Origin of the sequence: Desulforhabdus sp. TSK (assembly GCF_022836495.1) — a bacterium.
Taxonomy (GTDB): Bacteria; Desulfobacterota; Syntrophobacteria; order Syntrophobacterales; family Syntrophobacteraceae; genus Desulforhabdus.
On record NZ_BQXM01000008.1, the window covers coordinates 1 to 24,704 of the forward strand.

Consider the following 24,704-nt stretch of genomic DNA (forward strand, 5'->3'; position numbering starts at 1 on the left):
AGTGTGATCAATTCGGCTTCGGATAATGGCTTTACGTACTTCACGCAGGCTCCTCGTAGAGGCTTTGACATTAACATCGTAATATCACTTATCCGATTTCGTTCATCATATCAACTTTGTTTGAAAACATTTGCTTGGGTACTTAGCTTTCCAACGAACTCGAACTGAAAACAGGGAGAAAGGAGACCCCATGGCTGAAGATACAGGCCACACTCATCACCTGTCCCTGCCGGCGGAGCTGCTGGTGAAGTTTGCTCCTCTGCTCCGTCCGGAGGTTCTGCCCGGGCCGGTCCTCGACCTGGCTTCGGGCGAGGGGCAGAACGGCATTTTCCTGGCGCTCCAAGGGCTGGATGTGACCTGTTGCGACGTGTCCCGGGATGCGCTGGATCGTGCCGAGGAGCAGGCCAGGGAGGAGGGGGCCGTCATTCGCACCTGGCAGGTGGACCTGGAGCAGCCCGACGACAACCCGCTGCCGGAAGACCGTTACGGGGCCATCCTCGTGTTCCGCTACCTCCACAGGCCCCTCATGCACTGCATTCGGAAGGCTCTCAAGAGCTCCGGTATTCTCGTCTATGAAACCTTCACGGTGGCGCAGCGGCAATTCGGCCGGCCCCGGAGGGCCGAGCACCTGCTGGAGCCCGGCGAGCTGAGAAGCTTTTTCAGCGACTGGGAAATTCTTCATGATTTCGAAGGAATCCTGGACGATCCGCCGCGCGCCATGGCTCAGCTCGTTTGCAGGAAGCCCTGAGGGCCTCGGCATGAGACCGGTCTTGAGGAGATTTGCCTTGTTCGGCCCCGGCAATGGAGACATCCCTTGGAGACGAAAAGAATGGAGGGCCATGCAGCAGAGAGTCCGGATCGATCGAACGCGCTGAAATCCGGCACAGTCCCCTGCCATGACCGGACAAAAGAAGCGCGGCTTGCTTTGGAGGAGGCGCCTGGATTCCATCTGGATGACGAGGGGTTTCGAACGCTCCTCCAGCATTTTCAGCTTTCCTGGTCGGGATACCGCCGGGTGCGCAAGGGAGTGAAGCGCAGGCTGGGGCGCCGGATGGCTCTCCATGGCTGTATGGATGTCGAGGCGTATCTGCAGAAAATCACCGAAGACCCCTCGGAGGAGCGGACTGCCCGGGAGCTCCTCACCGTCTCCATCTCCCGTTTTTTTCGAGACCGGAAATTGTGGAGTGTTCTGAGAGAGTATTTCCTTCCTCGGTGGGCCGGAAAGAGTGAACAGGAATTCCGGGTCTGGTTCGCCGGGTGCGCGTGCGGGGAGGAGGTTTACAGCTTCAAGATCCTCTGGGAGGCTGCCAGAACCCTGGAGCTGAGGCTCCCACCCCTTGCCCTGTACGCGACGGATATGAACCCGGAGGTTCTCGAGCGGGCCCGGGCCGGGAAATACCCGCCGGGAAGCCTCAAAGAGGTGCCTCCGGAATGGCTCCAGGATTATTTTTGCCTCGTCGAGACAGGGTTTGAGGTCCTGCCGCCACTGAAAGGGTCCATTCAATGGCGGCTGCACGATTTCACGGCGGACGCTCCCCCTCTGGACGTCGTGGATGTACTGTTGGTCCGAAACAATCTCCTCACTTACTATCTCCCCCCCATCAGCGGGCCGGTCTTGGACCGGATGCTCGGTTCCCTCCGCCCGGGAGGCCTCCTGGTGGTGGGAAACAACGAGGTCCTTCCGCCCGTCAACACACCCCTCCTTCAATCGCCACTGTGCAAGTGCATTTGGGTGCGGCAGGCAGAGCCCGCGGGCAAAGACGCCCCCAAGTCTTGACCCTTGGAAGGCTCCGTGTTAATTCCCAACGTCTTTTGTGGATTCACGGCTGCGGACCCGGGTCCGTCGCTGTTTGGGGGAAGGCGCGAGGATCGGGAGGACCTGGCTGTGCATGAGTTGTCCATCGCCCAGAGCCTGTTGGAAATCGTGATGGAAGAAGGGCGGAAGCACGCCCTGGAGCAGGTGAAGGTCATCCGGCTCCAGGTGGGGGAGCTGGCGGCCGTCGTCCCGGATTCCCTCACGTTTTGCTTTGAAATGGTGAGCAGGGACACTCTCGCCGAGGGCGCCCGGCTGGAAATCGAAACGGTTCCCGTGGTGGCCCGCTGTTCCCGCTGCGATATTCTTTTTGAAGTGGAAAACCATCTGTTTTCGTGCCCCCAGTGCGGCGAGCCGACTCTTGAGCTGGTGAGCGGGAGGGACCTTGCCGTCATGAGCATCGAGGGCGAATTGGGAGGGGAAGATGACTCAGATCAAGGTTCCTGTAGTTCGTAATATCCTGCAGGCCAATGACCGGCTGGCGGCCGAAAACCGCAGGCGCTTCGACGATGCGGGCATTTTCGTGATCAATCTCATGAGCTCGCCGGGAGCCGGCAAAACGTCGCTCCTGGAAAAGACCATCGAAGGCCTGGCGGGCCGCCTGAAAATGGCCGTCATCGAAGGAGACCTCCAGTCCTCCTACGATGCCGAGCGCATTCAGAGCAAGGGGGTGCAGGCGGTCCAGATCAATACCGACGGCGGGTGTCACCTGGACGGCAACATGATCCAGATCGCCATGGAATCCCTGGACCTCCGGGACGTGGATCTCCTCATCATCGAAAACGTGGGCAATCTCGTCTGTCCCGCCGAGTTCAACCTGGGGGAGCACGACAAGGTCATGATCCTCAGCGTCACCGAAGGAGACGACAAGCCCCTCAAATATCCCCTCATGTTTCAGCTTTCGACGGTTCTGCTGGTCAACAAAATCGATCTGCTCCCCTACATCGACTGTGATGTCTCGAAGATCCATGAGCGGGCGCGCCGGCTCAACGGCAGGCAGGAAATTTTCGACGTTTCGTGCCGCACGGGCGAAGGCCTCGAGTCCTGGCTTTCCTGGCTGGAAGGCAAGGTCCTGGAAGTTAAGGGGGGACGCTGAAGGACGCAGGCTGGCGCGCGCTGACTTTCGCTGATCGTCCCCTTATTCCTCTATTTTTTCAGCGTTCGTCTGCGAACCTCAGCGTTTGTCAGCGTCCTGTATGTTCTGGTTGATGGTGGTAAAAGTCTTGAGGACGGGGGAATGGAACATGGAGAAGCGTCGCGTCAGGGTACGTGTTCGCGGCATCGTCCAGGGAGTGGGGTTCCGGCCTTTCGTCTATCAGCTGGCTCAGCGGTGGGGCTTGGGAGGCTGGGTCAGGAACGATTCCAACGGGGTGGAGCTGGAAGTGGCCGGCTCTTCCCATGGGGTCCAGGCTTTCCTGCGCGATCTCCCCTCCCAGGCGCCGCCCCTGGCTCGTATTGTGGACCTCCAGGTGGGGGAGCGGGAGTTTTCACCCGAAGAGTCCTTCGCGATCCTGGCGAGCGAAAGCATGGCGGCGCGTTCGACCCTGATGGCTCCCGATGTCTGCACCTGCAGCGACTGCCTCCGTGAGCTGAACGATCCCCAAAACCGCCGCTTCCGCTATCCTTTCATCAATTGCACCCACTGTGGCCCGCGTTACACCATCATCAAGGATATCCCCTACGATCGAGACACGACCACGATGGCTTCTTTTGCCATGTGCCCAGCCTGCCGGGCCGAGTACGACGACCCCATGGACCGCCGTTTTCATGCGCAGCCCAATGCGTGCCGGGAATGCGGCCCCCGTGTGTGGCTGGAAGACCCGGTGGGGCGACGGGTGGCGGAAGGGGATGACGCCTTGCGGCAGGCCGTGAGCCGCCTGAGCTCCGGGGCCATTGTGGCGGTGAAGGGGCTGGGAGGCTTTCACCTGGCGGTGCGGGCCGACGATGCGGAGGCGGTGAACCGGCTGCGCACGCGGAAGATCCGGGAAGAAAAGCCCTTCGCTGTCATGTTTTCAAACCTGAACGCCGTGCGGGAAGTCTGCCAGGTGACCCGGGAGGAGACAAGCCTCCTGGAAAGTCCTCAACGGCCGATCGTTCTGCTCAAAGTACATGAGGGAGGCGGACGGCCGGGGATAGCTCCCGGCGTGGCGCCCCGCAACCGGTTCCTGGGAGCCTTTCTGCCCTACACTCCGCTGCATTTTTTGCTCTTTGACGGTGGCTCTTACGATGCCCTCGTCATGACGAGCGGAAATCAGAGCGATGAGCCCATGGTCGCGGGCAACGAAGAAGCCCGTGAGCGCCTCGTCGGCATAGCGGACTGTTTCCTGCTGCACGACCGGGACATTTACATGCGCTGCGATGATTCCGTGGCGCGGGTCCTCGGTGGAAAGCCCCGTCCCCTGCGCAGGGCCCGCGGCTATGTTCCCGCACCGGTCTTCCTGCGCGAGCCGGGACCGTCGGTCCTGGGAGTGGGTGCGGAGCTGAAAAGCGCCGTCTGCCTGACCCGCGGGCGGGAGGCATTTCTCAGCCAGCACATCGGGGACCTGGAAAACCTCGAAACACTTCATTCCTTTGAAAAGACGGTTGCCCATCTGCAGCGCATCCTGGAAATCGAGCCCCGGTGCATCGCTCACGACCTGCACCCGGATTACCTCAGCACCCAGTGGGCCGTGGCGCGACCGGACCTTCCCCTGCTTCCCGTGCAGCATCACCATGCTCACATTGGATCGGTGATGGCGGAGAACCACCTGGCGGGACCGGTGCTCGGCCTGGCCTTGGACGGTACGGGCCTGGGCACGGATGGGACGATCTGGGGCGGGGAAATCCTGTGGGTGGACGGACACCGTTTCCAGCGCCTGGGGCATTTTCGCCAGGTCCCCTTGCCCGGGGGCGGTCAGGCCATCCGGGAGCCGTGGCGCATGGCACTGGCCTACCTGTGGAGCCTGGATTCCGGAGGGTGTCTCGAACGATTCGAAGGGATCGTACAGCGATGGTCTGCCGGCAAGGTGAAGGTCCTCCTGCAAATGCTCCAGAAGAGGTTCAACACGCCCCTCACTTCGTCGTGCGGGAGGCTCTTCGATGCGGTTTCCGCCCTCGTCGGCCTACGGGATCGTGTCACGTACGAAGGGCAGGCAGCGATCGAGCTGGAGCAGGTTCTGGAGCCGGATGGGGGAAGCTACAGCGGAGTCGTGAACCGCGAGGGGGGGATCTTCATCCTGGACCCGTTTCCCTTGGTGGCCCAAGTGGCTGGGGACGTCTTGAGGCGGGAATTGCCGGGAGTCGTTTCCGCCCGCTTTCACAACGGTCTGGTGGCCCTCCTGGCCGAAGGGGTCCGGCGCGCGTCCGAAGCGTCCGGAACGACCCGCGTGGCCCTCAGCGGCGGCGTCTTCCAGAATGCCTACCTTTTTGAGCATTTGCACGAAGCCCTGGTGAAGCTGGGACTGGAAGTCTTCAGCCATCGTGAAGTCCCGACCAACGACGCGTGCATCGCCCTCGGGCAGGCCCATGTGGCGCGGGAATGGCTCATGGCGGGTGGAGAGCAGAACGTGCAGCGAGGCCATATGGACCGGCGCCATCCCGCCCTCATGTGATGGATAAGGAGCAGTGATTTGAAATACCTGGACGAGTATCGGGACCCTCAGACGGCGAAGCGTCTCCTGGAGGCTTTGCAGCGCCGCAGCCGCGAGGGCCCCCCCATGAAGCTGATGGAGATCTGTGGGACGCATACGGTGTCCATCTTCCGGCTGGGGCTGCGGCAGCTGCTCCCCGCGTTCATCCAGCTCATCAGCGGTCCGGGATGCCCCGTGTGTGTCACGGCAAATGAGGACATCGACCGTGCCGTCTGGCTCGCCCGGCAGCCCGGAGTCATCACCACCACCTTCGGGGACCTGCTGCGCGTGCCGGGCTCGTCTTCTTCGCTTCACATGGAGCGGAGCAAGGGGGCGGATGTACGCATGGTGTACGCTACCTTCGATGCGCTCCAGATTGCCCGCGAAAATCCCGGCAGGCAGGTCGTGTTCCTGGGGATCGGCTTTGAAACGACGGCCCCGACGGTGGCGGCGGCCATTCGACAGGCGGCGGCCGAAGGCATGGACAATTTTTCCGTGTTTTCCGCTCACAAGCTTCTCCCGCCCGCCATGCGCGCCCTGCTGGACGCACGGGATCAGCAGTTGGACGGCTTTCTCTGCCCGGGACATGTGAGCACCATCATCGGTGCGAAGGCTTACGAGGAAATCGTTTCCCGCTACCATATCCCATGCGTCGTCACGGGCTTCGAAGCGCTGGATCTGCTCCAGGGGATCACTCTGCTGGTGGACCAAGTGGAGCAGGGACGGGCCGAAGTCCTGAATCCCTACCGGCGCGCCGTCAGCTGGGAAGGGAACCTGGCCGCTCAGCACCTCCTGGAAGAAATCTTTGAACCGGTCGATAGTACCTGGCGCGGCCTGGGGGAAATTCCACAGAGCGGCCTGAAGGTGCGGGACGCATGGAAGGATTACGATGCGGCGGAACGCTTTTCCATGCCCGAAATCCAGGTGAAGGAGCATCCCGGCTGCCGCTGTGGGGAGGTTCTGCGGGGAATCCTGACCCCTCCTGAGTGCGGGCTCTTCCGCAAGGTGTGTACCCCCCAGGATCCCAAGGGGCCGTGCATGGTTTCGGGTGAGGGTACCTGCGGGGCGTATTACCGGTATCAGATGACTTGAGGAAGAAAAGAAATGGAGCCGGCAACGGTACAATTGGACCAGGGGAGCGGGGGGCGGGCGACGCATGAGCTCGTGCGGGAGCTTTTCGTTCAGTCCTTCCGGAACGAATACCTCCTGGAAATGAACGACAGTGCCCTCCTGCAGGTGGAAAACGGCCGCATGGCCATGACCACCGATTCCTACGTGGTGGACCCTGTAGTCTTCCCGGGCGGGAATATCGGCAGCCTTGCCGTGCATGGGACGGTGAACGATCTGGCCATGAGCGGGGCCAGACCGCTTTATTTGACGGCGGGCTTCATCCTGGAAGAAGGGCTGCCGTTCCCATTGCTGCGCGAAATCGTGGGATCCATGGCCGAGGCCGCCCGTGAAGCCGGGGTCTTCATTGTGGCCGGGGACACCAAGGTGGTGCCGCGGGGAAAGGCGGACAAGATTTTCATCAACACGGCGGGGGTCGGTGTGGTGCCTCCAGGGATTTCCATCGGGGGGCAGTACGCTCGACCGGGGGATGCGGTTCTCATCAACGGCACCATTGGGGATCACGGCATGGCGGTTTTGTGCAAGCGGGAAGGGCTGGCCTTCGAAAATGAAATCCGGAGCGACAGCGCTCCCTTGAACGGCCTGGTGGGAGCCCTCCTGGAAGTCTGCCCGGAGATTCACGTGCTGCGCGACCCGACGCGGGGCGGGGTGGCGACCACGTTGAACGAGATCGCCGTCCAATCCGGCGTGGGCATCCGCCTGGAAGAAGCATCCCTGCCTGTACGTGAGGACGTGGCGGGGGCCTGTGAGCTTCTCGGGCTGGATCCGCTTTACGTGGCCAACGAAGGGAAGATGCTGATCCTGGCCCCGGCCCGGCACTCCGAAGTGCTGCTTCAGACCCTGCGTAAGCATCCCCTCGGTCAAAATGCGCGCCGCATCGGCGAAGTCATTGCCGAAGACTCCGGCCGAGTCTTCCTGAGGACACGCATCGGGGGCCACCGCCTTTTGGATATGCTCCGGGGCGAACAGCTCCCGAGAATTTGCTGAGAAGCCCGGTTTTCCAACATGACGCTGGAATCGCCAGACAGAGAGGAAGCATTGAGGACTTCATGCTGATCAAAGGACCCGGAAGGTCCGGCAGTGCCGCACCGGTTTGCCTGGTCTGCGGAAAACAGATGACGGGAATCGGAGGCGGCCTGGAGGTCTGCCCGGAATGCATCAAGGACCGCTGGGAAGAAAGCCGGGAACGGGTCCTGGCCATCCACTCGCGGTCCCGAAAGGTGTTCGATCTCCCGATCGTTCCTCCGCGTGCGGAGGGAGGACTTTCCTGCAACCTCTGCCTGCACGAATGCCGCATGGGACGGGAGGACATAGGATATTGCGGCGTGCGCACGGGCGACAGGGCAGCCTTCCGGCGGGACGGACGTTCCATGGCGCGTGTTTCCTGCTATTACGACCCGCTTCCCACCAATTGCGTAGCCGACTGGGTCTGCCCGGGAGGAACAGGAGCCGGATATCCCCGGTTTGCCCATGACTGCGGAACGGAAGTGGGCTTTTACAATCTCGCGGTCTTCTTCGAGGGATGCAATTTCAATTGCCTCTATTGCCAGAACTGGTCTTTCAAAAAGACGGGAGTCTCCCCAGGGGCATGGCGCTCCGTGGATTCCCTCGTGCAGGAAGTCAGCGGCGAAACCAGCTGCGTTTGTTTTTTCGGGGGAGACCCCATCCCGCAGCTGCCCTATGCCCTCCGGGCGGCGGAAGCCATGAAACGGTGCTGCGCCGGCCGAATCCTGCGCTTCTGCTGGGAAACCAACCTGAGCATGCACCCGGCCTGGCTCAAGCCCATGGCGCGCCTGTCATTGGAATCGGGGGGCTGCATCAAGGCGGACATCAAGGCGTGGAACCAGCGGATTCACGAAGCGCTGTGCGGATGTGACAATCGGAGGGTGCTCGACAACTTCTCCAGGGCGGCCGAATGGGCTTCCCTGCGCCTGGAACCGCCTCTCCTCGTGGCCAGCACGGTCCTGGTTCCGGGCTATGTGGGTGAGGAGGAGGTCTATCGCATCGCCTCCTTCATCGCCGGCCACAGTCCGGACATCCCTTATGCCCTCCTGGCGTTCGCCCCCCATTTCTGCCTGGAAGATTTTCCCACGACGTCCCGGAACCAGGCTGAAGCCTGCCTCAATGCGGCGAAGGAAGCGGGCTTGCGGCGCGTGCGGTTGGGAAATCGTCATTTGATCCACTGAAAGCCTGCCCGAGCTATCACCGCCCGGCACTCACCGGCTCGGCTTCCTTCTCGCCAAAACCCTTCCCAGCCCCCCCATTCCACGGAGCAAAACGTGGAAGCAGCAAAATGCCCGGAAGGGCTCCGAGCACACTCACGGCATAAAACTGAGCCCAACCCAGGGAATTGACCATGTAGCCGGTGGGGACGCCGGCCAGGACCCGCGTGACGGCCATGAGGCTTGTCAGCAGGGCGTACTGGGTGGCGGAAAATTTCCTGTCGCACAGGCTCATCATGAAGGCGACGAAGGCCGCCGTGCCCATACCCCCGCAGATGTTCTCCAGGCCGATGGCCGCCACCATGACGGCGTAATGCTTTCCCACCAGGGCCAGTCCCGTGAAGGCCAGGTTTGAAAAGGCCTGGAGGAAGGCAAAGAGCCACAGGGCGCGGTTGATACCCATTTTGGCGATGATGCCGCCCCCGGCCAGGGTCCCCAGAATGGTGCTCAGCAGCCCGAAAGCCTTGTTCACTGTGCCCACGTCCGTTCGCGTAAACCCCAGCTCGAGGAGGAAAGGAGTGGTCATGGCTCCCGCGATGGCGTCTCCCAGCTTGTAGAGCATGATGAAGCAGAGCATTTCCACCGCCCCCGAGCGGCGGAAATAAGACGTCAGAGGTCCCCACACGGCTTCCTTCAGGCTCCGGGGAGCGATCGCTCTTTCCGTGGGCTCCGGCGCCCACAGGGTGAAGGCCGTGCAGAGGAGCATGATGCCCGCCATGAGCCCATACACGACCCGCCAGGGAAGGTGATCCGACAGAATCATGGCGACGGCGCCGGAGACAATGAGGGCGATGCGGTATCCCACCACGGTTGTGGCGGCGCCCGCGCCCAGTTCCCGCTCCTTCAAGACGTCGGCGCGATAGGCATCGATGACGATGTCCTGGCTGGAGCTGAAAAACGCGATGGCCACCGCCAGGAAGGCCACCGCCCAGGGCATGGAGACGGGTGACGAGAGGCCCAAGGCCAGTATGCCCAGGGCCAGCAGGGTCTGCGTGATGAGAATCCATCCCCGGCGCCGGCCGAGAAAGGGCGGAGTGAAGCGGTCCATGAGGGGGGCCCACAAGACCTTCATGGTGTATGGCAGACCGACGAGAGAGAAAATGCCGATGAGGGCGAGATCGACCTTTTCGCTTGCCATCCATGCCTGGAGGGTGGAGGCTGTCAGGGCGAGGGGCAGCCCCGAAGAAAAGCCGAGACCGAGGAGGCTGAGCACCCGCCGATTGCCGTAAACGCTGATCCAGTTGCGCATGGAAAGTCTATTCCTCTGGAAGCCCAAAAATGAAGGGGTACGTGACTTCCGCAGTGTCTCCCTCCGTCAGGGAAGGGAATTTCCAGGTTTTCAGGCGCTCCTTCAGGCAGGCCTCCAAATCTGTCGATGCCATCTCGCTGGAAATGATCTGAACCTTCCGAACGGTTCCTTTGGCATCCAGCTCAAACTTCAAGATCATCCCGCCCTTGAGGGAGGGATCCTTCCGCAGGGCGATCTCGTAGCACTTTTCCATTTCAGGGAGATGCCGACGCACCGTTTCTACCACGGCTTCACGCGAAAGCCCTCGAGATACGGTCATTTCCTCGTTGACCTCATGGACTGAGCCCCGGCCCGGGATGGGCATGCCTTCGTTTTCCTTTCCCTTGAGGTCTGCTTTGGCTCCATGAGGTGTCGGAGGAGTTTTCTCCATGGCGAGCATGCTCCGGGGAGCGGCAACCTGCATGGAGCGCCCCAATGCCAGGTCGGAAACCCCTTCGGGCAGGGGCAGCGGCTGCTGGACAGTCGTACCAGGGTCCCCGGTGCGCCGGACCAGGGTGTCCACGGCCACGAAGGAGGTGTAGGCGGTCAGCAGATGGTACCGTAGCCCCAGCTCCCGCACCGTGGCAACCCGCCCGTCGTCGGGCTGGATGCGGTTGTAATCCGAAAGGGTTGCGATACGCTGCCTGGTCCACAGGTAGCGGAGGGGAGCGTTCACGTCAAGAGGCTGCACCGCGCCGACATCCACCGCCTGGGTAAATTTCTGCTTGCCCGCATGCCCCTCTAGAGTGATCCTGCCACGGGGGTCTCCCCGCCATTTGCCGAAGACCGTCACCGGCCGTTCCGCCAGGACGTCCGGAATGGCGGGCGGCTCCACCTCGTAGGCCTGAAATCCGCCGGTGTCCATGCGGATTCCCGTCAAGAGAGGCGCTTCGATGTATTTGCGAAATTTTTCAGCCTGGCCGGCGGCCTGCTCCGGCTTCGTCACCACGAAGGGCTCTCCCATGCCGGCGCGCGCCATGCCTTCGATGATGAAGCGGTTGACGCTGGACCCGATGCCGAAGGCAAAGAGATTGGCCTTTCCCAGACTGCTGCGAATGAGATCGAAGCTTTCCGTTTCCACATTGACGAAACCGTCCGTTGCAATGACGATGGAACGGGAATGGCCTTCGGATTTCGGCAGGGCGAGGGCCCGCTGAAGGGCCGGAAGGAGCTCCGTTCCTCCTCCGCCTCGTTGCTCAGAGATGACTTGCAGAGCTCGCCCGATATTCTCTTCCGTGGCGGAGAGGGACTTTTCCGACAGCAGGGACGAGCCTCCCGCGAACAGGAGCACATTGAACCGGTCTGCCGGGCGTAAATGACTGAGCAGGTCTTTCATGAGCTGCTTGGAAATGTCGAGGGGGAATCCGTGCATGGAGCCGGACACATCCACGATGAAAATGTATTCGCGGGGAGGGATCGCATCGGGGGTGATGCGTTTGGGAGGCTGCACCATGAGGAGGAAGAAATTTTCAGTTTCTCCCTTGTAGAGCAGCAAGCCCGAAGCGATCTTTTCCCCGGCCAGTTTGTACCTGACGATAAAATCCCGGTTGCCCGAAGATTTTTCCTCGTTTGCCAGCTGGATGACGGCGAGGGATGGGCTCTCGTATCGGGTGGACACTTTGTGAGAGGGACAGGTCACCTCCTGGAGCCGCAGACCCGTGGAGAGGCTTACCTGCACATCGAAGGTGTAGGAAGCCGGTTCTCCCTGGTGCAGGTAGGGATTATCTACCCATTTTTCCGAGGAGGAGGATGGCGATGATGACGTCAAGGGAGCCGGTGGCTCGGACGGATGCGTGTAACGGGGACCCACGACGGTGGGGTAGACGAATTCGTAAATTCCGTCGGTGGGAGAGAGAAATTCCGTGTAGCTCAGCTCCACGCGAATGATGTCTCCGGGAAGGATATTGGCGACATTCATCTGGAAAACATTGGGCCGCTGTTCTTCCAGGAGGGAGGCGCTCTTGCCCTCCTGTTTGGCCGTTTCGTATTCGCGCCGCGCTTCTTCGCGTTCGCGGATCTGGGCCGTGATGGTCCGTTCCCCGATGGTCATCTTCATTCCGTAAACAGCCGCCCGTGTCGACGCAGGGAAGACATACAGCGCTTCCAGGGGCTTTTTGCCTTCATTCTTGTAGACCTGGGTCACCCGGACGTCGGCGATGACCCCAGCGATGTTCACCTGCGCCGACGTGGACTGCAGGGGCATTTGGTCGACGGCGGGGTCGTCGCTCTTGACGAAAAAATAGGGTGACAGGGTCTTGTCCGCCTGTTCCAGTTGATCCGCGGCACATGCACCATGTGCTGCCAGGATCGAGCACAGGAACAGGAGCCCCGCCAATGCTGTATGGAGAAAGCGTCTCATTTTCTTCTCCCTCTGTGTGTGAAAGGTCAAATCCAAGGCAAACAATCCAATGGGGATGATAGGAGCAAAAGCTTTGCCAGCCCGGAAAAAGAGGTTCACCCAAAGCTGACGTGCCTGCTCAAGACAGTCGGCCGGTCGAGCTCCAGAACGAGAGGCTCGATGCGCTGCAGCTCCGCAATATTCCAATGGGGGTCTTCCTGGATCAGTTCCAGGGCCTCCTCCCGGGATGACGCCAGGACGATGACTTCGGCGTGCATGTAGTTGTCCTGATAAATATGAGGCTCATCAAACATGGACCAGCTGGAAAATTTCTTGCTGTGGCGCCAGATATAGATATTCATAGGATATTTCCAATTCCGGGTTTTCTTGAATTTTGCAGGAATCCCGCTAAAATCATTTTTATTCGTCAAAGACCCTGCTTTCTGTTTCTTCCAAAGGACAAGGTATTTCAGCCCATGATGCTTCGGAGCACGTGCCTTGCGGTGATCGCTGCGTTTCTTATACTCCTTCCCTGCAGCGGGTGGGGGGAAAACCCGCGCATCGACGTCAAAGATGGAGATTCCTTTGCCATCCGCACCTCCCATGGCGAAAAAGAGGTGAGGCTCTACGGCGTCGACGCACCGGAATGGGACCAGGATTTCAGCGAGGAATCGAAAGCTCTTCTTACCCGGCTTCTTTCCAGGGGTGAATTGAAAATCGAGCCGATGGATGTGGATCAGTTCGGACGTACGGTTGGGGTGGTCACCGCTGATGGCCGCTGCCTGAATGAAGAAATGGTCCGGGCCGGTCTCGCATGGGTCTTCACGCGCTACTGCCACCAGCCGTTCTGTCGACAGTGGTACCGGCTGCAGGAAGAGGCCCGAACCGCCGGGCGGGGTCTCTGGTCAGCAAAGAATCCGATGCCGCCGTGGGAATACCGGCGCGAAGAAAAGGCAGAGTCCCCCGGTTCAAAAACAGGGGAGAAAACGGTTTTCAGCGGATTGGCTCCCTACCACGGCAACACCTCCAGCCGGGTTTTTCACGAGCGCGACTGCGACCAGTACAACTGCAAGCGCTGCACGGCAAATTTCTGGACCCGTGACGCCGCCCTGAGAGCCGGCTATCGACCGTGCAAGAGCTGTAATCCGTAGCCCGGTATGAGGATTCCCCCTGTGTGTTTGAACAAAAGGCTTTGTTTTCGCTGAATCGTTTTTATATACCATTACCGCATTTGGACCGGAAAGGAGTTTCCCGTGAAAGTGGAGAAGGTTGCGAATGGATTCTGCATGTCCCTGCCCTCAATTCCCATGTTGCTAGTCGCTTTAGGTTTTTGCCTCTCGTGGGGCGCGATGCCGTCGGAAGCGGCGGCCGACCGTTTCTTCATGATGGGGGACGGGCGACTCGCTATTGAGAACATGCATGACGGGAGTTACGCGGAAGTGAGCATCCTCAACGCCGATGGGTCTCTCAATGAAGCCGGCCTGAGAAAAATCGATGAGGTGTTCGGTTTTCCAACCTCTGAAAAAGGGGAGCATATTTCCCCCCGACTCCTGTTCATGCTGGACTATTTTACCGATCTTGCCGGGCCTGGAAAGACGATCCATATGATCTCCGGCTACCGCAGCCCCGAATACAACAACAAACTGAGAGACAAGGGCGCCAATGCGGCCAGGACCAGCCAGCATCTGGACGGGATGGCCCTGGATTTTTACCTGGACGGGGTGGACGGGAAGGAGTTGTGGGAGCTCATTCGAAACCGGGATTGCTGTGGGGTGGGGCATTACGGAGGCAAGTCCATTCACCTGGATTCCGGAAAGCCGAGGTTCTGGGAAGCGGCGACCTCAAAAGTGAGAACCACCGAAAGCGAGCAGAACCGCCGCATTTACCTGACCACGGATTACGACCGTTACAGGATCGGCGACCCGCTGCGCCTTTCTTTTTCCTCGGTGAGTGATTTTGGGTTTGGGGTCAAGCCCACCGTGACTTTCCTGGCGGATTCGGGCGAAGAGAAAACCGTGGCGGAAGCACGCCTGGAGACCGCCGCCGAGGCCGATTGCTCCATGGTTGACGACCGCAGGGCTGCCCGCTTCATGAATCTCACGGTGCCGGCGCAGCTGCGTCCGGGGCGATACCGCATCAAAGTGGAATTCTGCAGGAGTCCCTTTCCGACCATGCCGGGGTCCGTCGTCTCCAACACGGTGGAAATAATGGAAATAATGCGTCCGGGTGCATGAAGCTTACATCCGGGCACTGCTGCAACGGGGGCTTTTCTCCAGGGGGGAGCCGCTCTCTGTATACCCCAAACGGATGGGATCCTGACTTACTGATGATCCGGTAGGAGCGGCTTCCAGCCGCGACAGAAGTAGTCGGCTCCCCATAAAATCGCGGCTGGAAGCCGCTCCTACACAAGTCAACATTTTAACCATTTGCAGTACAACACTCAGAACCTACGAAAGCGATGGATTGGGCCGGGAAGCCTCTCCCACCGCTTCGGAGGAAACGCTGCCCCGTTGTAGCCTCAAGACATTCGGGATCGCTCTATTCATCGAAATCAATGATCATGTCCGCTTCATTGCCGCAAACGGTGCATTTGTGGGTCTCTTTTTGCTTCTTTTTGATCTTGCCCTCTTCCTCGACATCGATCAACTGGCAAGTTACGACCATTTCAGCTTCGTTGCCGCAATTTGTGCAAGTGCACATCTCTCTCTTTTCAGCCATCTTACCTCACTCCTCTCTATCAAAACTGAGCTTACCAAAGGTCATTGTCACGACATTGAATATAAAAATACTATAATATCCGATCACTAAAATCAAACGCCATCTTCCGCCCGCAGATACGGACTTGAACTGGGATCCGGCGTTGCCTCAACGCCCAAAAGCAATGCGCTCCAGCTTGCGGGCGAGCTCCAGGTAGTTTCGATGCAGGTTTCTTTCGTCCCGGATGAAGGTGGGGCCTGCGGCAGCCAGCGCTGCACGCCTCCCGGGGTCGCGCAGCAGGGAATGGATCGCTTGAGCCATGGCTTCTCCTCCGTCTTGGGGAGCCAGGAGGCCCGTGAGGCCGGCCTGCACCACCTGGGGAATTCCTCCCGTGTTCAGTGCGACGACGGGCAGCCCGCAGGCCTGAGCTTCCAGGAAAACCATGCCCAGGGATTCTCCGATCCCCGGGAAGACAAAAAGATCCGCCGCGGAGTAAAATCGGTGAAGCTCCCCACGGGCGACTCGCCCCGTAAAGATCACTCGGCGGGGAAGGACTGATTCCGCCAGCATTCGCAGCTCGGCTTCCATCGCTCCATCTCCCGCCACCAGGCAGATGAAGTCCTGCCCCATTTTTCGCGCGAGAGCCAAAGCATTGAAGAGGTAGACGAGACTCTCGAATTTTACCCCCGGCCTGAAGCGGGCCACGGAGAGGAGCAGCGGGGTGTCGGGGGCTATTCCGTAAAGGGCGCGTAACGTTCTGCCGGCGGCTTCGTTCCTCTGAAAATCTTCGGGGAAGATCCCGGGTGGCAGGTAGGTGAGCTTCTCGTCGGGGAGAACCCTTCGCAGGGCTTCCAGGTCGTCCTGGTTGTTGGCGAAGGCATGGCGGCACGTCATGAGGGCGAAGCGGTTGAGGGCGAAACCGGGGCGGGTTTCAGTCCTTTTGCGCCATTTGGTGGCGTACATGGGCTGGAAGAGAACGTAAGGGATGTTCTGAAGACGACTGATGAGGGGTCCCAGGATGTCGGGGGACTTGTAGTAGGTGTGATAGGTGAGCCACACGTCGGGGTGAAAGGCCCGCGTGGTCCTCCAGGCTGCCCTGAGCCCTTCCAGCGCGTTCCTCCATCCACGCCGGGATTTCCAGAACCAGCGCGAACGAAAGGTCACCATTTCCCGGCAGGTATGACCGGCTCGGTTCAATTCCTCGGCGATTCCGCGGGCGATGACGAGATCTCCGGAGGGGTGTGGATGAAGAAGGGGCTTGTTGGGGCAGTAGAAGGCGATCTTCACGGTCCGGCGAGGGCTTGCTGGAAAAGGGCATGCAGCTGCTTCACGCACTGCCGGTTGTCGAAGTGCGCTTCCACCCGCTTTCGCGCCTGCTCGGCACGTCGAAGGGGCTCTTCCGGCTGGAGGAGAACTTCCCGGATGGCCTCGGCCATGGCGGCGGGCTCGCCGGGAGGCACAAGTCGTCCCGTGATTCCGTCCTCCACCAGCTCAGGAATGGCAGAAACCTCCGTGGTGACGACGGGAAGGCCCACGGCCATGGCCTCTGCCAGCACGTTGGGGATGCCGTCCCGGTCTCCGTTTTCGGCCACCTTGCAGGCCAGTGCGAAGACATGGGCGCCGCGGTAATGGGCGAGGACTTCTTCATGAGGGAGGGTGCCGAGAAACTCCACTTTGGAGCTCAGACCCAGCTCATGGGCGAGGGCCTTGATCTGCGCACCATCTTCTCCGCTTCCAATGTGGATGAAGCGAAAATCGAAGTCGCTCCCGGCCAGGAGACTCAAGGCCTTCAGCAGATCGTCGTAACCCTTCTTGGCCACCAGCCGGCCGATGGAGAGTATCCGGCAGGGAGGGGCCGGGGGCGGATGGGGAGCAAACTGGAAGAATTCGATGTCAATGCCGTGGTAAACGGTGTGGATGGGAGGGGTATCCGCGCTGCCGTTCAGCAGTCTCCGCAGGTAACGGGCATTGTATTCCGTGCAGGTGACGACAAATTGCGCCCGACGGATTTTTCGGGCGAGCTGTTCGGGCTCGGAAGTATAGATGTCCTTGGCGTGGGCGGTGAAGCTGAAGGGCAGGCCGGTGAGCTCGGAGGCGAAATAGGCCACGGACGTCGGAGTATGGCAGAAATGGGCGTGCAGGTGCTTCACGGGAGAGCCCAGGAGCTCAGTCGCCGCCAGGTGCCCGGCCTGGAGAAAATGGCGCACGGTGGCGGTCTTTTTCCTTTCGCAGGCCCTCAGGATTGCCCGGGTGAGGCATTGCGTGTAATGACTCCCAAGACGCCTCCAAAGCAGGCGATTGCTTTCCAGGAGCCTTCTCCAGTGGGGAAGGACGTACTCGGGCATATAGCTGACGGAGGCCTGGATTTCCTTCACGTGCTCGTGGCTGAAGTCCTCCCGTGGCTGCCTCAGGGAAAAGATACGGATGGGGATGCCGAGAGATTCCAGGAGCAGGATTTCTCTACTGATGAAGGTTTCGGAAATGCGGGGATAGCCCTTGAGGATCATGCCCAGGTGGTTGGGATTCAGATGCATTTCTGCTCACAGCGTTTGTGGTCGAGGATGCGCTTGCGGATGACCTCCAGGGCTGTGAATGGAAACTGCCCCATCTTCCGGCGGCAGGACGAGCCATTGTGGAGAAGGGTCAGGACTTTCTCCCGCAGCGTGGCAGGTGTCAATTCGCGGGGATGCAGGTAATCACAGAACCCCCTGGAACAAAGAACCTGGGCCCGAATGAGCTGCTCTTCCCGCGGCACGGTTCGGGGGACAATGAGAAACGGCTTTTTCTGACTCGCAATTTCACAGACGGTATTGTACCCGCCCATGCTCACCACGACGGCAGCGGCCCCGATGAGCCGCTCCATGGAACGGTAGAACTTGAGGGTTGTGAAGCGCAGAGACTCGCACTGCTTGACGACTTCCTGGTAATCCCGGGGGGAGATGAATGGGCCTGTGACAATAACGACCCGGGTGTGCTTGGGAACTCCTCCCAGGGAGGCATCGAAAGCCTTGAGGAACGTGTTGACGACCGGTTGGCCGTCGGCTCCGCCCCCCGTGGTGACGACGATGAGCTTATCCTCTGCGGAGATTCCCAGGGACCTGCGTGTGGCCTGGATATCCTCGGGGGATGGGACCTGTCTGGGGATGTATCCCGTGAAGTGGATCTTTTGGGCCACATGAGGCGGAATGGCGTATTCCAGGATGGGATCGTAGAAGTCCCGGCAGCCGTACACCCAGATTTCATGGTAAAGCTGGTCCATGGCTTCATAGATGTCCTTGCTGCTCCAGTCGTCGATGGTGGACTCCGCGCTGTCCATGATATCCCTGAGCCCCAGGATGGATTGGCAGCAGGGGAATTCGCTCTTCAGCCAGAGCAGCGTGTCCACCACTTCCCGCTTCAACCCAAGGGGAGCCTTGTCCACGATGAAAAAGTCGGGTTGGAAGGCCTTGGCCGTCGCCAGGATGATGCTTTTTCGGATTTCCAGCACTTCCGCCGCTTCCAGTTTCATGGAGAGGGGGAGATACTGCTCGTGGGTCACCTTGATCATGCCGGGGATGCGGACAAAATCGATGCGTCGGGGAATTTTGAACCGCCCCGCCAGGGGGGAGCCCGTCAGCAGGAGGATGTTGGCCGGAGTCTTGCTCAGACTGCGCGCCATGGCCAGACACCTGCGGATATGACCCAGACCATAGGTATCATGGGAATACATGAGGATTTTATAAGGGGTCTGAAGATTCAAGTCCGCTTCTTCCCAGTGGCTGACGACTTTCGCATGAAAAGGTATCGACAGGCAGCAGTTGTTCCAGGTAACCCTCAGACCCCCTCCCACAATGTTGTTGACCTGACGTCACCCCGGTAAAACCGGGGTCCCAAAAGTCTGTATCTTCCTGGATTCCGGCTTTCGCCGGAATGACGATAGAGCGTTAGATCAACAAGATTGACCTGCTCCCGGGCGTATCCGGCTCGTCATTCCTGTCTGAGGGCGGTAGCGATAGGAATGGAGAGTCAGGGCGAGTGTCTATTCCCTGCCAGAAGCGTGAAAGTCGGATGGAACGAGGGCATAATAGTTTTTATGTGAATTCATGGCAATAAAGATTTCAGCTCTTCCGGTGGGGAAAGATCGAACGGACAAGTTTTCCTCTGGCATTCGACCGCAGACTGCTTATTGTAAGCTGATACACGTAAGAACGGTTGCCTGGTGGTAGACTTCTATATTTTTCAGCCGAAGATCGTCTAAAACGTCAGAAGAAGGAGGTCCCCATGAGCGCGGATAAAAAGACATTGGAAGGTAAATTGAGAGAGATGTACAGGGAAATTGACAAGCATAACCTGGATCTCGCCCTGGATTATGATGACCATAAGAGTGCGTGGGTGGTGAAGCTATCCAAGGGCCCTCATGTATTGACGACTCATTTGGAGAAAAAGGACGCCGATGATTGTCTGGATGGAATAGAGTGCGTTTACCTGGGAGTGCAGATCGGGCAGTTCATCCAGAACTTTGAATCGGGCTCCTGAAGGTAAGTGGCTCTGCGGCTCAGGCGCTGAAGTGCCTGAGCCCATCCGAGCCATAATGTGGTGAACAGTCGTTTCTAAAAGAGGAGGGCATTGACGGCAATGAGTATGAAGGTCATACAGACAGACCGGGCTCCAGCGGCCATTGGACCCTATTCGCAGGGTATCGTGGCAGGAGGATGGCTTTTCGTCAGTGGGCAGCTCGGCTTGAAGCCGGCGACGGGGGAAATGGTCGGAGAGGGTTTCGGCGACCAGGCCCGCCAGGCGCTCGCAAATCTAAGGAGCATCGTCGAAGCTGCAGGCTTTGCCTTGACGAATGTCGTGGCCGTGGACGTTTTCATTACGGATATGGCTCAGTTTTCCAGCTTCAACAGCATCTACTCCGAAGTCTTTTCAGAGCACAAGCCCGCCCGGGCGGTTGTGGAAGTCAAAGGACTGCCGAGGGGCGCCCACGTCGAGGTCAAATGCGCGGCATTTCGTGGCGCATAGGCGGAAGCAGTGATTCTTCTTGATCCCTTTGTAACCATTTGTTATTTTTCTCGCGTTTTAAAATCCGGCAAAGATTGAACGAGTATTGGCTGTATAGATTTGTGTAACCGTTATAAAAAAGGAGAGGTCGATGACGGTAAGGAAGATTTTGGCAGGTGCTGCCCTGGTTTTTGCATTCATGATGGTGATTCCTGCGGGCTCATGCCTGGCCGAGGACAAAGTGCTCATCAACGGGATCGATGCCAATTTTCCTCCCTTTGCCTTTGTGGACAAGACGGGCAAGCCCGACGGATTCGATGTGGCGGTCATGGACTGGATCGCCAACGAAATGGGATTCAAGATCAAGCACACCCCCATGGATTGGGACGGCATCATTCCAAGTCTCAAGGCCAAGAAGATCGATATGATCGCTTCCGGCATGAGCATCACGGACGCCCGCAGGCAGGAAGTCAATTTCACGCTGCCGTACTGGAAGATCGCTCAGGTGCTGGTCGCCAAGGCGGATTCGAATTTGACTCCCGAAGCCGCTCTGGGTGAGGGCAAGAAAATCGGTGTTCAGCGGGGGACGACGGAAGCCAAGTGGATCGAGGACAATCTCATCAAGAAAGAAGGAAAAAAGTTCGAGCTGGTCTACTATGATTCCGCCCCCCTTGCCGTCGAGGACGTGATCAACGGCCGCATCGTTGCTGCAGCCATGGATGACGCTCCCGCCAAGGATGCCGTCAGCAAGAAGGCGGTAAAGATCATCGGCGGCTTTGGCATGGCTGAAGAGGATTTTGGTTACGCCGTGCGCAAGGAAGACACGGAGCTCTTGAACAAGCTCAACGAAGGCCTGAAGAAGATCATGGCATCCCCTGAATGGGAAAAGCTCCAGGTCAAATACGGTTTGAAGAAGTAATTGTCTCCCCCGTGAGTGGATTGTCACTGGGGCAGTCGCTCTAAAGAACCGGTCCCGGCAAGAATGAAGGGTGCTCCCTGAAGCTTGCCGGTTTTTTTGACTTTCGGGAGGACCCGGTTTCCATGTCGAAATGCGAGGGAATTCCACTGCATGATGCCTGAAGGATTGATCGCCGTATTCCAAGCCCTGCCCTATATCCTGCAAGGGTCCTTCGTCACCATCGGCATCGTGCTGGGCGCCATGGGCTTCGGCCTCGCCATGGGCATTCCCCTGGCTCTGGGGCAGGTGTACGGCTCTCCTCCGGTCCGGGTCGCAGTCCGCATTTATGTGTGGTTTTTCCGGGGCGTCCCCCTCCTGGTGCTCCTGTTCCTCTTCTATTTCGGATTCTGTTCCCTTCTGGACATCAACCTTTCGGCTTTTACAGTGTCCGTTGCGGTCCTGGGGCTCATCAGCGCGGCTTACCAGTCTCAGATCTTTCGCGGTGCGATCGCTTCCCTGCCGGCGGGGCAGTTGAAAGCAGCACGCGCCTTGGGGATGAGCGATGCCAAAGCGGTCTGGTTCATCATCCTGCCCCAGGCCCTGCGCCTCTCCATTCCGGCGTGGTCCAACGAATATTCCATCGTCTTGAAGGATTCCGCGGTCGCCTACGCTCTGGGTGTAGCGGAAATCATGGCCCGCACGCATTTCGTGGCTACCCGCACTTACCAGCACCTCCCCCTTTACCTGGCAGCGGGTACGATTTACCTGATCCTGACTTACGCGGGGACCCGTGGGCTTCGGCTCCTGGAGAACAAGGTGAGGATCCGGGGCTATTCGCGATGAAGGGCTTGAAAAGGAATCCATGGAAAACGACCCCATTCTGAGAATTGAAGATATCAAAAAAGCATACCGCGCCAGGGAAATTTTGAAAGGCATCTCCCTTTCCATTTCCAAGGGGGAATTGAAGGTCCTCATCGGGCCGTCGGGAGGCGGGAAAAGCACGCTTCTGCAGTGCATCAATTTTCTCGTGATGCCGGATGGGGGAGATGTCTGGCTGGAAGGCAGGAAGGTGAACCCGCACCGGAAGCGGGAGCTTTACGGCTACCGGCAGCAGGTGGGGATGATCTTTCAGGACTTCAACCTCTTCGACCACCTGTCCGCCCTGCAGAATGTGCAGATCGCTCTGCTGCGCGTGAAGGGGATGGACAAGAAGAGTGCGCGGGAAAGGGCTGTCGCGGAACTGGAGCGCGTGGGGCTGGGGAAGCACATCGACCACTATCCCGCCCAGCTTTCAGGAGGCCAGAAGCAGCGTGTGTCCATCGCTCGAGCCCTCGCCATGGATCCCAAGGTGATGCTTCTGGACGAACCGACCTCCGCCCTGGACCCGGAGCTCATCGGAGAGGTCCTTGCGGTCATCAAGAACCTGGTGGCCAACGGCATGACCATGATCATGGCAACGCACCAGATCAGTTTTTCCAGTGCGTTTGCGACAGAAATCATCTTCATGGAAGACGGGCTCATCGTGGAGCAGGGACCTCCCTCCAAGATCCTTTCGTCAGCCGAATGCGCACGCACGAAGGAATTCTGCTCCAAGATCTATGACCTCCACGGAGAGGGCAATTGATTCCCGATGGATGAATGGCAGTTCTTTCAATCCCAGGTTTTTCCTTCCCTGATGAAGGGATTCAAGGTCAGTATCTCCCTGATCCTCCCTTCGGCGTTTCTGGGGGTATGCATCGGGATTTGGGCTGGATCCATGCGGGTTTACGGGAGCACGTGGCTTCGAAAGCTCGTGGACGCCTATGTGGCGATTTTTCGGGGAACTCCTTTGGTGGTTCAGCTCTTTTTCTGGTATTTCGGCCTGCCGCACGTGGGGATCTACCTTTCACCCTTTGCCGCCTCCGTGGTGGGTTTTTCCCTCTGCAGCGGCGCCTACCAATCGGAATATGTCCGCGGGGCGCTCCTTTCCATCAAGAAAGGGCAGATGCTGGCCGCTCAGGCGCTGGGGTTCAGCAAGTGGCAGATGCTCAGGTCCGTCATTCTGCCCCAGGCGCTGAGGAGAGCCCTGCCGGGGTGTGGAAACGAAATCATTTATCTCATCAAGTACTCCTCTCTGGCCTACATGGTGACCTGCATCGAAATGACGGGTGAGGCGAAGATACTGGCATCGCATTATTTCAAGTATACCGAAGTCTTCCTTGCCGTCGGAGCCTTCTACCTGGTGCTGGTCTCTCTGGCCGGCTGGTTCCTGCACCACCTGGAAGGTCGCCTCAGCATCCCCGGGTTTGAACATCATGGGAAATGACTCCTCGCTGCCCTCCGCCGGGGCTTATAAGCCGCTCACGGAAGAGGCCATCGCCCGCATTTGTGAAGCGGTGGGTGAAGACGCCTGCGTCAACGATTCCGATGAGTTGCGGGAGCTCGGCCACGATGCTTCGGAATTTAACGGCCTTCCCCTGCTGGTCGTGGAGGCGGTCTCCGCCCATCAGGTGCAGGCCCTGCTGCGATTGGCCAATGCCCTTCATTTTCCCGTCACGCCGCGGGGAAGTGGAACGGGGCTCACGGGAGGCGCCGTTCCCCTCTTCGGAGGAGTCGTCCTGTCTCTGGCCCGGATGAACCGCATCCTGTCCATCGATCGGGAGAACCTCATCACCGTGGTGCAGCCGGGAGTCATCAACATGGACTTGAAAAAGGCCGTCCAGAGGGAAGGCCTTTTTTACCCACCCGATCCGGCGAGCCTCGATACCTGCTCCGTGGGAGGGAATGCGGCAACCAACGCTGCGGGGCCGTCATGCATCAAGTATGGCACTACCTGTGACTACGTCCTGGGGTTGGAGGCCGTGCTGCCGTCGGGCGAGCTGATCCGCACGGGATGCCGAACGCGCAAGGGCGTTGTGGGGTACGATCTGACCCACCTGCTGGTAGGGTCCGAGGGGACCCTCGGGGTGATCACGGAGCTCGTTTTGAGGCTCATTCCCCACCCTCCCGCCGTCACCACGCTGGTGGGACTTTTTCCGCGTCTTTCCGCAGCCATGGGGGCGGTTGCCTCTGTCCTGGGCCAGGGGCATATTCCCTGTGCCATGGAATTCATGGACCGGCATTGCCTCGAACTGGTGGGGGATTGCCTGCCCTTTGAAGGCGTCCAGGAATCGGGAGCGTTCCTGCTGGTGGAAATCGACGGGGTTCCCGACGTCATCCAGCGGGAGATCGAGGCCATCGGCGAAATCTGCCTGGAGTGCGAGGCGGTGAACGTGCTGTTGGCCCCCGATTCCCATAAGCGCTCACAGATGTGGGATGTCCGGAAGGAAGTGTCCCTCCGCGTGGAGCGTCATTTCCCCCTTTACATTCCAGAGGACATCGTGGTTCCTATCGGACGCATCGCCGAATTCGTGGAGGGCCTCCCCGAGATGGAGCAGCGCTACGGGATGAAGATCTATTCCTTCGGCCACGCGGGGGATGGAAACATCCATTTGAACATCACCGCTGAAGACCGGCGGATGTTGGATCGCGTGGAAGAAGGGATCACGGAAATCCTGAAAAGAGTCCTGGCCATGGGCGGCACCATTTCAGGAGAGCACGGGATTGGGATGGCCAAAAGGCGGTATCTGCCCCTTGAGCTCTCCCCGGAAAGCATCCGCATCCAGAGGGAAATCAAAAAAGTCTTCGACCCCCATCTGATTTTGAATCCCGGGAAGATTTTTTGAAAGCCTTTCCAGTGCTGAGACGAGATAT

Annotated in this window: 24 protein-coding genes; 17 read left to right on the forward strand and 7 right to left on the reverse strand. The window is 59.3% G+C overall.

The features are described 5' to 3' along the window. Positions 1-190 precede the first annotated feature (190 nt). The 8 genes from MWC30_RS06395 (at position 191) to MWC30_RS06430 (ending at position 8,735) form a co-directional block, all read left to right on the forward strand. Positions 191-748: a bifunctional 2-polyprenyl-6-hydroxyphenol methylase/3-demethylubiquinol 3-O-methyltransferase UbiG gene (locus MWC30_RS06395; protein ID WP_244083330.1), complete on the forward strand. Its 558-nt coding sequence runs from the start codon at positions 191-193 to the stop codon at positions 746-748. A 66-nt stretch (positions 749-814) separates the two neighbouring features. Further along, positions 815-1,777 carry a protein-glutamate O-methyltransferase CheR gene (locus MWC30_RS06400; protein ID WP_244083331.1) on the forward strand — a complete coding sequence of 321 codons (963 nt, stop codon included), beginning with the start codon at positions 815-817 and terminating at the stop codon, positions 1,775-1,777. A gap of 15 nt (positions 1,778-1,792) precedes the next feature. Further along, positions 1,793-2,269 carry a hydrogenase maturation nickel metallochaperone HypA gene (hypA, locus tag MWC30_RS06405; RefSeq protein WP_244083332.1) on the forward strand — a complete coding sequence of 159 codons (477 nt, stop codon included), beginning with the start codon at positions 1,793-1,795 and terminating at the stop codon, positions 2,267-2,269. Next, the gene (hypB, locus tag MWC30_RS06410; RefSeq protein WP_244083333.1) at positions 2,238-2,909 is read left to right on the forward strand and encodes a hydrogenase nickel incorporation protein HypB; all 672 of its coding nucleotides are present in this window, start codon (positions 2,238-2,240) and stop codon (positions 2,907-2,909) included. The genes hypA and hypB overlap by 32 nt, the downstream gene beginning before the upstream one ends. Positions 2,910-3,057: 148 nt before the next feature. Next, entirely contained in the window at positions 3,058-5,403 is a 2,346-nt protein-coding gene (hypF, locus tag MWC30_RS06415) for a carbamoyltransferase HypF (RefSeq protein WP_244083334.1), read from the forward strand. An 18-nt stretch (positions 5,404-5,421) separates the two neighbouring features. Further along, entirely contained in the window at positions 5,422-6,513 is a 1,092-nt protein-coding gene (gene hypD / locus MWC30_RS06420; RefSeq protein ID WP_244083335.1) for a hydrogenase formation protein HypD, read from the forward strand. A 12-nt stretch (positions 6,514-6,525) separates the two neighbouring features. Further along, on the forward strand, positions 6,526-7,536 hold the full coding sequence (gene hypE, locus MWC30_RS06425) for a hydrogenase expression/formation protein HypE (protein WP_244083336.1): 1,011 nt from the start codon (positions 6,526-6,528) through the stop codon (positions 7,534-7,536). Positions 7,537-7,598: 62 nt separating this feature from the next. After that, positions 7,599-8,735: a radical SAM protein gene (locus tag MWC30_RS06430; protein WP_244083337.1), complete on the forward strand. Its 1,137-nt coding sequence runs from the start codon at positions 7,599-7,601 to the stop codon at positions 8,733-8,735. Positions 8,736-8,751: 16 nt separating this feature from the next. Here MWC30_RS06430 and MWC30_RS06435 read toward each other — a convergent pair whose 3' ends face one another. From MWC30_RS06435 to MWC30_RS06445, 3 genes are all read right to left on the reverse strand, one after another. Continuing rightward, positions 8,752-10,020, reverse strand: coding sequence for an MFS transporter (locus tag MWC30_RS06435; protein WP_244083338.1), 1,269 nt, complete (start codon positions 10,018-10,020; stop codon positions 8,752-8,754). Between the two features lie 7 nt (positions 10,021-10,027). After that, on the reverse strand, positions 10,028-12,418 hold the full coding sequence (locus MWC30_RS06440) for a VIT domain-containing protein (protein ID WP_244083339.1): 2,391 nt from the start codon (positions 12,416-12,418) through the stop codon (positions 10,028-10,030). A 95-nt stretch (positions 12,419-12,513) separates the two neighbouring features. Continuing rightward, on the reverse strand, positions 12,514-12,759 hold the full coding sequence (locus MWC30_RS06445; protein WP_244083340.1) for a hypothetical protein: 246 nt from the start codon (positions 12,757-12,759) through the stop codon (positions 12,514-12,516). A gap of 114 nt (positions 12,760-12,873) precedes the next feature. Here MWC30_RS06445 and MWC30_RS06450 point away from each other — a divergent pair, with 114 nt between their 5' ends. Together MWC30_RS06450 and MWC30_RS06455 are read left to right on the forward strand one after the other, a co-directional pair. Further along, entirely contained in the window at positions 12,874-13,548 is a 675-nt protein-coding gene (locus tag MWC30_RS06450) for a thermonuclease family protein (RefSeq protein ID WP_244083341.1), read from the forward strand. A 102-nt stretch (positions 13,549-13,650) separates the two neighbouring features. Next, positions 13,651-14,631: a DUF882 domain-containing protein gene (locus MWC30_RS06455; protein ID WP_244083342.1), complete on the forward strand. Its 981-nt coding sequence runs from the start codon at positions 13,651-13,653 to the stop codon at positions 14,629-14,631. Between the two features lie 304 nt (positions 14,632-14,935). Here MWC30_RS06455 and MWC30_RS06460 read toward each other — a convergent pair whose 3' ends face one another. From MWC30_RS06460 to MWC30_RS06475, 4 genes are all read right to left on the reverse strand, one after another. Then, positions 14,936-15,115, reverse strand: coding sequence for a hypothetical protein (locus tag MWC30_RS06460; RefSeq protein ID WP_244083343.1), 180 nt, complete (start codon positions 15,113-15,115; stop codon positions 14,936-14,938). Between the two features lie 147 nt (positions 15,116-15,262). Next, complete coding sequence (locus tag MWC30_RS06465) at positions 15,263-16,381, reverse strand: glycosyltransferase family 4 protein (RefSeq protein WP_244083344.1); 1,119 nt, start codon at positions 16,379-16,381, stop codon at positions 15,263-15,265. Continuing rightward, positions 16,378-17,628 carry a glycosyltransferase family 4 protein gene (locus MWC30_RS06470; protein ID WP_244083345.1) on the reverse strand — a complete coding sequence of 417 codons (1,251 nt, stop codon included), beginning with the start codon at positions 17,626-17,628 and terminating at the stop codon, positions 16,378-16,380. Before MWC30_RS06470 ends, MWC30_RS06465 begins: the two co-directional genes overlap by 4 nt. After that, positions 17,619-18,833, reverse strand: a complete 1,215-nt coding sequence (locus MWC30_RS06475; protein ID WP_244083346.1) for a glycosyltransferase family protein — start codon at positions 18,831-18,833, stop codon at positions 17,619-17,621. The genes MWC30_RS06470 and MWC30_RS06475 overlap by 10 nt, the downstream gene beginning before the upstream one ends. 521 nt (positions 18,834-19,354) lie before the next feature. Here MWC30_RS06475 and MWC30_RS06480 point away from each other — a divergent pair. The 7 genes from MWC30_RS06480 to MWC30_RS06510 all read left to right on the forward strand — a co-directional run bounded on the left by MWC30_RS06480 (position 19,355) and on the right by MWC30_RS06510 (position 24,676). Continuing rightward, positions 19,355-19,609: a hypothetical protein gene (locus MWC30_RS06480; protein WP_244083347.1), complete on the forward strand. Its 255-nt coding sequence runs from the start codon at positions 19,355-19,357 to the stop codon at positions 19,607-19,609. Between the two features lie 99 nt (positions 19,610-19,708). After that, on the forward strand, positions 19,709-20,095 hold the full coding sequence (locus MWC30_RS06485) for a Rid family detoxifying hydrolase (RefSeq protein ID WP_244083348.1): 387 nt from the start codon (positions 19,709-19,711) through the stop codon (positions 20,093-20,095). A gap of 130 nt (positions 20,096-20,225) precedes the next feature. Beyond that, the gene (locus MWC30_RS06490; protein WP_244083349.1) at positions 20,226-20,993 is read left to right on the forward strand and encodes an ABC transporter substrate-binding protein; all 768 of its coding nucleotides are present in this window, start codon (positions 20,226-20,228) and stop codon (positions 20,991-20,993) included. A 153-nt stretch (positions 20,994-21,146) separates the two neighbouring features. Beyond that, positions 21,147-21,815: an amino acid ABC transporter permease gene (locus tag MWC30_RS06495; protein WP_368860811.1), complete on the forward strand. Its 669-nt coding sequence runs from the start codon at positions 21,147-21,149 to the stop codon at positions 21,813-21,815. Positions 21,816-21,834: 19 nt separating this feature from the next. Then, entirely contained in the window at positions 21,835-22,596 is a 762-nt protein-coding gene (locus MWC30_RS06500) for an amino acid ABC transporter ATP-binding protein (protein ID WP_244083351.1), read from the forward strand. Positions 22,597-22,602: 6 nt separating this feature from the next. After that, positions 22,603-23,277 (forward strand): amino acid ABC transporter permease, encoded by a 675-nt coding sequence (locus MWC30_RS06505; protein ID WP_244083352.1) that lies wholly within the window; start codon positions 22,603-22,605, stop codon positions 23,275-23,277. Next, the gene (locus MWC30_RS06510; protein ID WP_244083353.1) at positions 23,267-24,676 is read left to right on the forward strand and encodes an FAD-binding oxidoreductase; all 1,410 of its coding nucleotides are present in this window, start codon (positions 23,267-23,269) and stop codon (positions 24,674-24,676) included. The genes MWC30_RS06505 and MWC30_RS06510 overlap by 11 nt, the downstream gene beginning before the upstream one ends. Positions 24,677-24,704 lie beyond the last annotated feature (28 nt).